This is a genomic window from Virgibacillus necropolis (genome assembly GCF_002224365.1).
GTDB classification, from domain to species: Bacteria; Bacillota; Bacilli; order Bacillales; family Amphibacillaceae; genus Virgibacillus_F; species Virgibacillus_F necropolis.
The window spans coordinates 2406711-2417737 of record NZ_CP022437.1 but is presented as its reverse complement, the minus strand read 5'-3'; the positions used below and the strand labels follow the sequence as shown (position 1 = coordinate 2417737).

Genomic DNA, 11027 nt, shown 5'->3' with positions numbered 1-11027 from the left:
TTGCTTTAATTTTCGGAATATCATATAATTAGGAACAACAGTTCGCGCTAAGGGGGTGGCTTCCATGGAACAAACAAAAACAATTAAAAATAAAATTTTATCACATGGAAGCACTGCTTTCGAACCCACACTTCTTGTTTATCGTGATGCGCTAGGTTTCATTGTAGAAGTAATCGAAAAAGAGTATTCTCTTTTGGAAGGTTTACTAACAAAAGAATTGACTCCAGCCGTTGAAAAGTTCATCCATCGAACAAAAAACAACCCCACCTCGAAATACAACTTTACAAGTAATTTTTATAAATTTCCTTCTTATCTTAGAAGATCAGCGATTTCCAAAGGTTTCGGTATCGTAAAAAGTTATCGTTCAAACCTTCAAAATTGGGAAGATGAAAAGTCTAAGGCTCTTGCGGAAGGTAAGTTTTTCAAGAAAAAGTCTCCTGTTTTACGTGTCGAACACGACGCGTTTCCAGTACTTTATAAAGGAAATATGTTTAATCGTCTTTCTACTGATCAAGCAGAAGTTAAAATTTACAAGAATAACGACTGGGTCTGGGAGACCATCACCTTTAACGATAAAAACCTTAAAAATAGAGGAATCATGGACTGGAAAGAAAATAATCCTACGCTTGTAAAAGTTGGTAAAAAGTACTTTATAAACTTCTCTTATACGAAAGAAATAAAACTAAGGAAAACAAAAATTATAGATCAAATCATTGTTTCTGTTGATCTTGGGCTGACCAATTCTGCAGTTTGCTCTGCAATGTATTCAGATGGCACTGTCATTGGAAGGAAATTTATTAATCAACCAATAGAAAAAGACCGGATGAACACAATTATAGGCAAACTCAAGAAAGCGCAGCGCAATTCAGGAACAATTGAAGCACCAAATTATTGGAAAAAAATCAATGGATTGCAAAACCATATCAAAGTAAATACGGCATCTGAAATTATAAAGTTTGCTGAAACTCATAATGCAGATGTCATTGTATTCGAATACCTAGGGAAAATGCATGTTCCTAAGGGCATATTTGGTGCGAAGAAATTACGTTATAAATTACACCATTGGTGCAAACTAGAAATACAATCAAAAGTGGAGGAAATGGCTCATTACCGCCAAATGCGTATTCGACGGGTTAATCCGAAAAATACGTCGAAGCTTGCTTTTGATGGATCCGGAGAAGTAAAACGAATAATAAAAAAGACCTCGCTACATTTAAAAGTGGCAAGACCTATCACGCAGACTTAAGTGCTTCTTATAATATTGCGGCCCGTTATTTTATAAGAGAAATCATCAAACCCTTTTCTGAAAAGAAAAGGTTGCGTTTGGAGGCAAAAGTTCCTTCACTGGCAGCTAGAACTCGGTTGACATTGGCTTCATTAATTAGCTTACATCAGGCACTACGCACCAACGGTGCAAAACCAGCGTGACGTTTGCTGTATTTAAGTCAATAGATGCTCCATCAAAATCTTCGATTTAGGTGGAGAGGTTCACCATATTCTATCTAAAATAGAGGAGAGAAAGCATGATAAAAAAAGTATTGGCAGGAGCAACATTGATGCTTTTAACAGGTCTTCTAATCATAAATATCACAGGTAATTCAGAGAAAAATACAGGTAAAAATGAAATAGATGTAACCGGAGACACAAGTGTGGAAGGGGTAGCAATCAGTTCATCAACTAAATCTGGATTAGAAGTTGGCATGCAAGCCCCAAATTTTGAGCTAGAAACGTTGTCGGGCGAAACCGTAAAGTTGTCTGATTTACAGGGGAAAAAGGTATTTATAAACTTTTGGGCTACTTGGTGTCCACCATGTAAGAAAGAAATGCCTGAAATGCAAAAGTTTTATGAACAACACTCAGATGAAGTTGAAATTCTAGCGGTAAATGTAACTGGTCAGGAAAATAGTTTGAAAGCAGTTCGAGACTTCAGTGATAATTTTAAGTATACTTATCCGATATTATTAGATAAAGAATTAAAAGTTACAGAAGAATATATGGCATTTGGCCTTCCAACCACATATTTTATTGGAACTGACGGTGTTGTGCAGCAACCAAGAAAGATTGGACCAATGACTTTTGATTTTATGAAGGAAATGTTAGAAAAATTGAGTTAGGTTTATAAGTTTTCAATTATTTGGGAATACTTCTTTAAAAAGGAGTGGATTTCAATTTCTTTAAAAAGAAGGCTTTCCTATAATGAGCTAGTGAGTGAAAACAGAAAAGAAATTATGCAAGACCAATCAGTTCTTGAAAAAATAGAGTCAAAATTTGAACTGAAATACCAACAACTAAATGAAAATAAAGAAGCTTGACTAAAAGGCATTTCCATATTTATGGAAGTGCCTTTTAAATTCATTTATTTCATGAAAAATAGACGATTGTGCTAAACTAGCTATAGTGTAGATTGGTAATAGGAGGAAAAGTTTTGAGTATAGTAAAGACAGAAATAGACGTAAGGTATCAAGAAACAGACCAAATGGGAGTTGTGTACCACGCAAATTACCTAGTATGGTTTGAAATAGGTCGTACTAAATTTATCGAATACCTAGGTTTTAATTATGCCGATATGGAAAAAAGTAATGTTGTATCACCTATTGTTGATGCACAAATATCGTTTAAAAAGCCAATTCGTTATGGCGAAAAGGCGACGGTTGAAACTTGGCTTAAGCACTATGATGGATTGCGATCTGTTTACGGTTACCGCATTTTAAATGGGGAAAATGATGTGGCAATAACAGGAACGACGAAACATGTTATTGTTAAAAAAGAAAGTTTCCGCCCGTTATCACTAAAACGAGCATTTCCAGATTGGCATAATGCATATAAAAGAGAAATTGAAGGGGTATAAGTATGGCTTTTGGTCTGAAGCGAGAAGATTTACACCTATGGAAAAACAATGTGAAAAACGGGGAAGTTTCTTTTTTAACTCATTATTGGCAAGACAAGCGATTTCCAGGATGTTACACAGTAACAAAAGTAGGGTGTAGTAATTTAGATAAATTAATAAAGTGGGGAGAGTCTTATCAATTACAAGCAAGTTGGATTCATTTAGATAAAGACTTCCCGCATTTTGATCTATTTGGCGAAAAACAAAAGGAAATATTGATGAGTGAAAATCAATTAGAACAAATAAAAAGATTTAACCTATAAGAAAAGCGCAAGCGCCTTGAAAGACACGACAAGCACATAAGCAGAGCGGTGCAGTGTGGGTGTTTTGCTCACACGGAAGCGAACTGCTTATGTCTCGAGTGACTAGGCGCTGGAGCTAGACAAATAAAGGCTGTTGACGTAAACAGCCTTTATTCTTTCTTCTTTTCAGGAACCAAATCCACGCCGCCTGTATGGAAGGGATGACACTTTGAGATTCGTTTAACCGTTAATAAACCGCCTTTTATTACTCCAAATCGTTTAATTGCTTCTAATCCATATTCAGAACAGGTAGGAAAAAATCTACACGTAGGTGGTGTGAAAGGACTAATTGCTTTACGATAAAATTTAATTAGCGCAATAAATACAAACTTCATTAAGAACGATCCTTTTACTGTGTAGTATAGTCCATCTTATCAATTGTTACAGATGCAAGCGCATCATGCATGTGAATGGATTCTTCGTTACGACAGGATACTTTAAACTTCGTGACAAATGGCATTTCAAATAAATCAGCAGCGACTAGTCTAACCATATCCTCAACAAACCGAGGATTTTCATATGCTTTTTCCGTGACTATTTTTTCATCTGTACGTTTTAACACTGGATGTAAACGTGCACTTGCATTACTTTCAGCCGCTTCTAATAACATTTCTTTCCAGTCTACTTTTTCTTCATCAAAATCGTCTGAAATAGAAACATCCATTGATACGGATCCACGTTGATTATGTGCACTATATTCGCTAATTTCTTTCGAGCAAGGGCATAAAGTTGTAATCAATGCTGAAAGAGATGTACGGACTGTGAAGCCCTTTTCCATATCATAGGTTATTTTTAAACTTATAGTTGCATGATTCATTCCTGGGATAGCCGACTGCGGGCCAGTACGTTCATAAAACCAGGGAAATGTTAGTTGAAGCTCCGCATCATCTTGATTAAGTCGTATTGCAAGTTCTTTCGTAAAGGCTTTAAGTGTTGATAAGTTAGCAACAAATCCATTTTGATGATACATATTTAATTGCTCCATAAAACGACTCATATTTGTGCCTTTACTATTCTTTTTAATAGAAGATGAAAAAGTAAATGTACCTATAGTTGATTGTGAGAAAGGTGCAATGTTACTTTCTACCGTTATAGGGTATTTTACATTTGTAATACCAACTTGATCTAAATCAAATAGAAAATCTTTTTTAGCATTTTGTAAATCAGCCATTTTTTCCTTCTCCGTTGGTTTTGTTCTAGGACCAGGGGCTACAGAACCAAATAGTTGATGTCGTTTTTCTTTGTTTGGTAAATTTACGTTAAGGGATGTTTGTGTATTATTCATGACAGTTTCCCCTTTCTTCCTAGGTTTAGTAGTTAAAATTATACGCAATTGACTATTTTTATTCAATTTTTTGGTTTGAATCGTTGTATTATTTCTGTTGAAACTGGAATACTGTGAACGACTGAACTTGATGAATCATCGGGCGCTTGCGCTTTTGTCTTTACATCCAGGTTATTTTTGGTTCTGTTCCATTTCGAATACGTTTAATATTGTCTTTATGTCGATAGGATACAAAAATAGCGAGTGCACAGGAAACTATTATTAATCCAATGTCTTCCTGTAATATGACAGCAACGATGACTGTAACTACACCAGTAATGATTGAAGATAAGGAAACGTACTTAGATAAATATAAAGTTAATAGAAAAGCAATTATAATACTTAAAAATAATAAAGGACTGACACCTAAAATAATACCACCGGATGTAGCAACAGCTTTTCCACCTTTAAATTTAGCAAATAATGGGTACGTATGGCCAACAACAGCAAAGAGGCCAATTATTAATCGATAAATATCCGCATCAACTAATAACGGAATAAGTGTCGCGATTGTCCCTTTCAAAATATCTGCTGCCGTAACAATAATACCTGCCTTGATACCTAAAACTCGGAATGTATTTGTAGCACCTAAATTTCCACTTCCATGCTCTCTAATATCTAGTTTATATCCAACTTTTCCGACGATTAACGCAGATGGAATTGATCCTAATAAGTAGGCGATGATTGCAAATAAAATGTATTCCATGTACTGTCCTTCTTTCTATTATAATCTCAACATCCTTAACCTATTTTATCATGAAGTTATATGGTAAAGAACTAAAAATGATATATACGCTTCATTTTCTAGCCACTTCACCCGAATCTATGTTTCTAATCTATTTATTACGGGTAATATTACTATGCTAATTTATACTTTTCTAATTCATGCAGAAAAAAATGAACTACCCATGATTGATTGGGAATAAATTTTAAAAAGGACGAGATACATGATTGAATTTAAAGATGTTAAAAAAGTATATCCAGATGGTACCGAAGCTTTAAAGCACTTTTCCTTAAAAGTAGAAGACGGAGAACTTATGACCTTGATTGGACCCAGTGGTTGCGGGAAAACAACTACGATGAAAATGATTAATCGTTTAATAGAACCTTCATCAGGCACCATCTACATAAATGACAAAGATATTAACGATTATAACATTCATGAATTACGTTGGAATATTGGATATGTTTTACAAGATATAGCACTTTTTCCACATATGACAATTGCAGAAAACATTGCGGTTGTACCGGAAATGAAAAAATGGAAAAAGAAAAAGGTACATGATCGGGGAATTGAATTATTAGAAATGGTTGGGTTAGATCCATCTACCTATCAAAGAAGGATGCCAAGCGAATTATCAGGAGGTCAGCAACAGCGAATTGGTGTAATAAGGGCGCTCGCGGCAGATCCAGATATTATTTTGATGGATGAACCATTTAGTGCTTTAGATCCGATTAGCCGAGAACAATTGCAAAAAGACATCCGTATATTACAAAAAGAGATTAAAAAGACGATTGTTTTTGTAACCCACGATATGGATGAGGCAATGGCAATTGGTGATAAGGTATGTTTGATGAGAGAAGGACAAGTTATTCAAGTGGATACCCCACAACAATTAATTTTGAATCCTCAAACTCAGTTTGTTCGCGATTTTATTGGAGAAAGAAAATCTCCTTGGCAAACAGCCGTTGATGTTATTGCAGATCAAACTGATTCGCTTATCATTTCGTTATCTGAATACGAGAAAGGCACGTATGACCAATCTGGTATCTATGCTATAAAAGATGCTGGAGATAAATACGTTGGTACCGTGAAAAATGGCAAGAAAATAGATGTTAAAACAATCAATAATGATATACCATTATTTGAAGCAACAGAATTCATTCAATCTAATGATGAACAAGAAATTTTGCCTATATTAAAAGGCCAGAAACTAGTCGGTGTATTAACGAATAAGGACATTATTGCATTTTTAAGAAGTAAAAGAAAAATGGAAAACGGGGTGGTTCAGTAATGAATGAATTCATCGATGTATTCCAAAAAAGACAAGATGTTTTGCTTGAAACAATATGGGAGCATTTGCAGATATCATTAATCGCATTGATCATTGCAATTATTATTGCAGTTCCTTTGGGCCTGTTATTAACTAGGTACACAAAAATTGCTGAACCAATTATTGGTGTTACAGCAGTTTTACAAACGATACCAAGTCTCGCAGTATTGGCGTTTTTAATTCCTTTTTTCGGTATTGGAACTACACCAGCAATTATTGCTTTGACTGCGTACGGCTTACTACCTATTTTACGGAATACGTATACAGGAATTAAAGAAGTAAATCCTTCGTTAAAAGAAGCAGCCACTGGTATGGGAATGAACTCATTTAAGCGTCTTACAAAAGTCGAATTACCTATTGCTATGCCTGTTATTATGGCAGGTGTTCGGACATCTATGGTATTAATTGTCGGAACAACTACAATTGCTGCATTGATTGGTGCTGGTGGATTAGGTGAACTAATCCTACTTGGAATAGATCGGGGCGCCGATATTAATTTAATATTATTAGGCGCGATTCCTGCTGCGTTATTGGCAATTCTTTTAGACGTTATTCTAAGAGGATTCGAATTTATATCAAAACGAGCTGGGTTTAAGTCCTTTGTTGCCATGTTAATCATAGCAGTATTAGTAGTAGCAACACCATTCATGTTTAATGGAGGCAAAAAAGCTGATTTGGTAATTGGGGGAAAGATTGGATCAGAACCAGCGATCTTAATCAATATGTACAAATTATTAATTGAAAATGAGACTGACCTTGATGTGGAATTAAAAACAAGTTTAGGTAAAACTGCATTTGTGTTTTCTGCACTTCAAGAAGGAAGCATTGATATTTATCCTGAATTTACAGGAACAGCAATTGTAACCCATCTAGGTGGAAAAGCTCAAAGTAATGAACCAAAGGAAGTCTATCAACAAGCTAAAGAAGGAATGCAAGAAGAATATGATATGGCATTTTTACAACCTATGAAATTTAATAACACCTATGCTGTAACAACGACAAAAGAATTAGCCGAAGAATATGATCTTCAATCAATCGGAGATTTGAATAAAGTTGAAGATCAACTCACAGCAGGATTTACATTAGAATTTAAAGATCGTTACGATGGTTATGTTGGAATGCAAGAAGTATATAATGTAAATTTCGCAAACGTTGTAACAATGGAACCAGGTATACGCCAAGAGGCTCTATCAAGTGGAGAAGTAGATGTTATTGATGCATATGCAACAGATAGTTACATGATCAAACTTGATTTGGTAACATTAGATGATCCGAAGAATTTATTCCCACCATATCAGGGAGCCCCACTTCTAAGAGAAGAAACACTAATGAAGTATCCTGAGTTAGAAGAAATATTAAATCAACTAGGTGGCAAGATAACAGATGATCAGATGCGTCAGATGAACTACCAAGTTGATTATGAAGGCAAGTCACCAGAATCAGTAGCAAGAAACTATTTAACTGAACAAGGACTACTTGATAAATAACATGCCACTGAAAAAGTTAAGCATAATACAAATAAAGTAAATCTACCGTCGCACCCTCGAATATACTACGCTTTCCGCGGGCGAGTGTCTCGCCGATCTCTTACTTCCCGCAGGAGTCTCCGTATATTCGAGGATGCTAAGTTAAAGTGAGAAGTTAAATTTTTAAATCCGCCACTTTTTCAGTGGCCACGATAAATAAAAGGAGTGTTTAAAAATGGCAATCGAAAATCCGTCAAATGACGAGGTCAAACAAGTGTTACAAGAATCAAAGAGCATAGCGGTGGTGGGGTTATCAGATAATCCAGCAAGAACGTCCTATCAAATATCAAAAATCATGCAGGATAAGGGATACAAAATTATTCCCGTAAATCCGATGGTAGATGAAGTTCTAGGCGAAAAGTCATTTCCTTCCCTACTTGATGTTGATGAACCGATTGACATTATTAATGTATTTAGAAGATCTGAATATTTGCCAGCAATTGCTAAGGAAGCCGCTGAAACAACATCCAACGTATTTTGGGCACAACTAGGCGTTACCAATGAAGAAGCTTATAACTATTTAAAGGAACGAGATTTCACTGTAATTATGGATACGTGTATTAAAGTATCACATGCGATGTTGATCAACTAATATTTCAAAGAGGATGTTCAAAAAGTCACCAAATGATAAACTACGAATTTCTCCGCTTTGCTTGTCTTTCCGGTCCTCAAGACTTCACCGCCTTGAACTTCTTGTTTCTAATTTGGCATCTTTTTGAACTTGTACTTAAAGCTTTATCTCTAAATAGTTAGAGATAAAGCTGTTTTTTTGCTTAACATACGTGGGGGATTTTGATTATTTTAGAATTAATGCTATTATTTATCAGTCTATACAATCAGAAATTAATTGTAGTATACTAATAAACAGACTCTGTACAGCATATTATATCCATTTACAATAACAAACATTTGTTCTATTCTTATAGAAGGTAGTAAAAGTTAAAAAAAGATCGATAGCAAGAAAGGAGTAGATGGTAATTGGTTAAACAACCGTTAAATTATACCGATGACTCTATTCAGGTACTTGAAGGGCTTGAGGCTGTTCGAAAAAGACCTGGTATGTATATAGGGAGTACTGATAATCGTGGATTACACCATTTAGTAGGTGAAATTGTTGATAACGCTGTTGATGAGGCACTAGCTGGTTATGGTGATACAATAAAGGTTAAGATACATAAGGATAATAGTATTTCGGTTGAGGATAGTGGAAGAGGTATCCCAGCTGGTATGCATAGTTCTGGAAAGCCTACAATTGAAGTAATCTTTACTGTCCTGCACGCAGGAGGGAAATTTGGACAAGGTGGTTATAAAACTAGTGGAGGGCTTCACGGAGTGGGGGCTTCTGTTGTTAATGCTTTATCTGAATGGTTAGAAGTTACGAGTTACCGTGATGGACAAATATTTTTTCAACGATTTGAAAATGGCGGTAAACCTAGTGGAACATTGGAAAATAAAGGATCTACAAGAAAAAAAGGATCTATTATTCATTTCAAGCCAGATGCCGCTATATTTTCTTCAATAGTCTATAATTTTGAAACATTATCCGAAAGGTTAAGAGAAGCGGCATTTTTATTAAAAGGATTAAAGATTGAATTAGTGGATGAACGAGAACACAAAATTGAAATATATGAGTACCCAGATGGTTTAGAATCATTTGTAGCATACTTAAACGAAGAAAAAGATACATTGCATCCTGTTGTTTCTTTTGAAGGTGAACAACAAGGTATTGAAGTAGACTTTGCTTTTCAATTTAATGATGGCTATTCAGAGAGCATGCTTTCCTTTGTTAACCATGTTCGAACAAAAGACGGAGGAACACACGAGTCTGGTGCTAGAACTGGCATAACTCGAACCTTTAATGACTATGCACGTAAATCTGGCGTGTTAAAAGAGAAAGATAAAAATTTAGAAGGTACGGATATCCGGGAAGGTTTTACTGCAATTGTGTCCGTACGTATTCCAGAAGAAAAATTGCAATTTGAAGGCCAAACAAAAGGGAAATTAGGAACTTCTGAAGCAAGATCTGTCGTAGACGCTGTTGTTTCTGAAAAACTTTCTTATTTTCTTGAAGAGAATCCCGATAACGCTGGCCTGTTAACACGAAAAGCAGTTAAAGCAAAGGAAGCTAGAGAAGCTGCCAGGAAAGCACGGGAAGATGCACGTTCTGGAAAGAAAAAACGTCGTAAGGATACGTTGTTGAGTGGAAAATTAACACCTGCTCAGTCAAAAAACCCTAAAAAAAATGAATTATATTTGGTTGAGGGAGACTCTGCGGGTGGATCTGCTAAACAAGGTCGCGATCGCAAATTTCAGGCTGTGTTACCACTTCGAGGAAAGGTAATCAATACCGAAAAAGCAAAATTAGAAGATGTCCTCAAAAATGAGGAGATTTCAACAATTATTCATACAATCGGTGCTGGTGTTGGCGGTGATTTTGATATAGAAGATGTTCAATATAATAAAATTATTATCATGACGGATGCTGATACAGACGGCGCACACATTCAGGTTTTACTACTAACATTTTTCTATCGCTATATGAAATCACTTATTGACGCTGGTAAAGTTTATATTGCTTTACCACCTTTGTATAAAGTATCAAAAGGTAAAGGCAAAAATGAAAAAATTGTTTATGCATGGGAAGATGATGAACTGAAGAGTGTACTAAAACAATTTAAAAACGGCTACACGATCCAACGTTATAAAGGTCTTGGAGAAATGAATGCTGATCAGTTATGGGAAACGACAATGGACCCTGACACAAGAACGTTAATCCGAGTAACATTAGAAGATCTTGCTAGAGCTGAAAGGCGTGTTACCACGTTAATGGGGGACAAGGTAGAACCTAGACGGAAATGGATAGAAGGACATGTTAAATTTGGCATGAATGAAGACGAAAATATATTAGAAAACGATAAAATTCATACGTAATAA

At 35.5% G+C, this 11027-nt stretch carries 12 protein-coding genes; 9 read left to right on the top strand and 3 right to left on the bottom strand.

Annotated elements, in window-relative coordinates; all coding sequences use genetic code 11:
• Positions 1 to 64: 64 nt before the first annotated feature.
• The 5 genes from CFK40_RS11630 to CFK40_RS11610 all read left to right on the top strand — a co-directional run bounded on the left by CFK40_RS11630 (position 65) and on the right by CFK40_RS11610 (position 3150).
• Positions 65 to 1246, top strand: coding sequence for a transposase (locus CFK40_RS11630; protein WP_227001764.1), 1182 nt, complete (start codon positions 65 to 67; stop codon positions 1244 to 1246).
• Between the two features lie 277 nt (positions 1247 to 1523).
• Positions 1524 to 2114: a TlpA family protein disulfide reductase gene (locus CFK40_RS11625; protein WP_089532463.1), complete on the top strand. Its 591-nt coding sequence runs from the start codon at positions 1524 to 1526 to the stop codon at positions 2112 to 2114.
• Between the two features lie 114 nt (positions 2115 to 2228).
• On the top strand, positions 2229 to 2312 hold the full coding sequence (locus tag CFK40_RS21815) for a hypothetical protein (RefSeq protein ID WP_405196591.1): 84 nt from the start codon (positions 2229 to 2231) through the stop codon (positions 2310 to 2312).
• Between the two features lie 164 nt (positions 2313 to 2476).
• Positions 2477 to 2848 (top strand): acyl-CoA thioesterase, encoded by a 372-nt coding sequence (locus CFK40_RS11615; RefSeq protein ID WP_405196590.1) that lies wholly within the window; start codon positions 2477 to 2479, stop codon positions 2846 to 2848.
• Positions 2849 to 2850: 2 nt separating this feature from the next.
• Positions 2851 to 3150 (top strand): hypothetical protein, encoded by a 300-nt coding sequence (locus tag CFK40_RS11610; protein WP_089532460.1) that lies wholly within the window; start codon positions 2851 to 2853, stop codon positions 3148 to 3150.
• A gap of 149 nt (positions 3151 to 3299) precedes the next feature.
• Here CFK40_RS11610 and yidD read toward each other — a convergent pair whose 3' ends face one another.
• From yidD to plsY, 3 genes are all read right to left on the bottom strand, one after another.
• Positions 3300 to 3524, bottom strand: coding sequence for a membrane protein insertion efficiency factor YidD (yidD, locus tag CFK40_RS11605; protein ID WP_089532459.1), 225 nt, complete (start codon positions 3522 to 3524; stop codon positions 3300 to 3302).
• A gap of 14 nt (positions 3525 to 3538) precedes the next feature.
• A complete protein-coding gene (gene folE2, locus CFK40_RS11600) occupies positions 3539 to 4474 on the bottom strand; it encodes a GTP cyclohydrolase FolE2 (RefSeq protein WP_089532458.1) in 936 nt (311 codons plus the stop codon).
• Positions 4475 to 4634: 160 nt separating this feature from the next.
• Positions 4635 to 5219 (bottom strand): glycerol-3-phosphate 1-O-acyltransferase PlsY, encoded by a 585-nt coding sequence (gene plsY, locus CFK40_RS11595; RefSeq protein WP_089532457.1) that lies wholly within the window; start codon positions 5217 to 5219, stop codon positions 4635 to 4637.
• Positions 5220 to 5460: 241 nt separating this feature from the next.
• Between plsY and CFK40_RS11590 the strand changes: the two genes are divergently transcribed.
• From CFK40_RS11590 to parE, 4 genes are all read left to right on the top strand, one after another.
• On the top strand, positions 5461 to 6528 hold the full coding sequence (locus CFK40_RS11590; protein WP_089532456.1) for an ABC transporter ATP-binding protein: 1068 nt from the start codon (positions 5461 to 5463) through the stop codon (positions 6526 to 6528).
• On the top strand, positions 6528 to 8054 hold the full coding sequence (locus CFK40_RS11585) for an ABC transporter permease/substrate-binding protein (protein WP_089532455.1): 1527 nt from the start codon (positions 6528 to 6530) through the stop codon (positions 8052 to 8054). The genes CFK40_RS11590 and CFK40_RS11585 overlap by 1 nt, the downstream gene beginning before the upstream one ends.
• Before the next feature lie 214 nt (positions 8055 to 8268).
• Positions 8269 to 8685, top strand: a complete 417-nt coding sequence (locus CFK40_RS11580; RefSeq protein ID WP_089532454.1) for a CoA-binding protein — start codon at positions 8269 to 8271, stop codon at positions 8683 to 8685.
• A gap of 386 nt (positions 8686 to 9071) precedes the next feature.
• Positions 9072 to 11024 carry a DNA topoisomerase IV subunit B gene (gene parE, locus CFK40_RS11575; protein WP_089532453.1) on the top strand — a complete coding sequence of 651 codons (1953 nt, stop codon included), beginning with the start codon at positions 9072 to 9074 and terminating at the stop codon, positions 11022 to 11024.
• Positions 11025 to 11027: the final 3 nt, after the last annotated feature.

Coding starts and splice junctions, on each gene's coding strand:
- CFK40_RS11630 (WP_227001764.1), top strand. CDS start 65: ATGGAACAAACAAAAACAATTAAAAATAAAATTTTATCACATGGAAGC.
- CFK40_RS11625 (WP_089532463.1), top strand. CDS start 1,524: ATGATAAAAAAAGTATTGGCAGGAGCAACATTGATGCTTTTAACAGGT.
- CFK40_RS21815 (WP_405196591.1), top strand. CDS start 2,229: ATGCAAGACCAATCAGTTCTTGAAAAAATAGAGTCAAAATTTGAACTG.
- CFK40_RS11615 (WP_405196590.1), top strand. CDS start 2,477: ATGGGAGTTGTGTACCACGCAAATTACCTAGTATGGTTTGAAATAGGT.
- CFK40_RS11610 (WP_089532460.1), top strand. CDS start 2,851: ATGGCTTTTGGTCTGAAGCGAGAAGATTTACACCTATGGAAAAACAAT.
- yidD (WP_089532459.1), bottom strand. CDS start 3,524: ATGAAGTTTGTATTTATTGCGCTAATTAAATTTTATCGTAAAGCAATT.
- folE2 (WP_089532458.1), bottom strand. CDS start 4,474: ATGAATAATACACAAACATCCCTTAACGTAAATTTACCAAACAAAGAA.
- plsY (WP_089532457.1), bottom strand. CDS start 5,219: ATGGAATACATTTTATTTGCAATCATCGCCTACTTATTAGGATCAATT.
- CFK40_RS11590 (WP_089532456.1), top strand. CDS start 5,461: ATGATTGAATTTAAAGATGTTAAAAAAGTATATCCAGATGGTACCGAA.
- CFK40_RS11585 (WP_089532455.1), top strand. CDS start 6,528: ATGAATGAATTCATCGATGTATTCCAAAAAAGACAAGATGTTTTGCTT.
- CFK40_RS11580 (WP_089532454.1), top strand. CDS start 8,269: ATGGCAATCGAAAATCCGTCAAATGACGAGGTCAAACAAGTGTTACAA.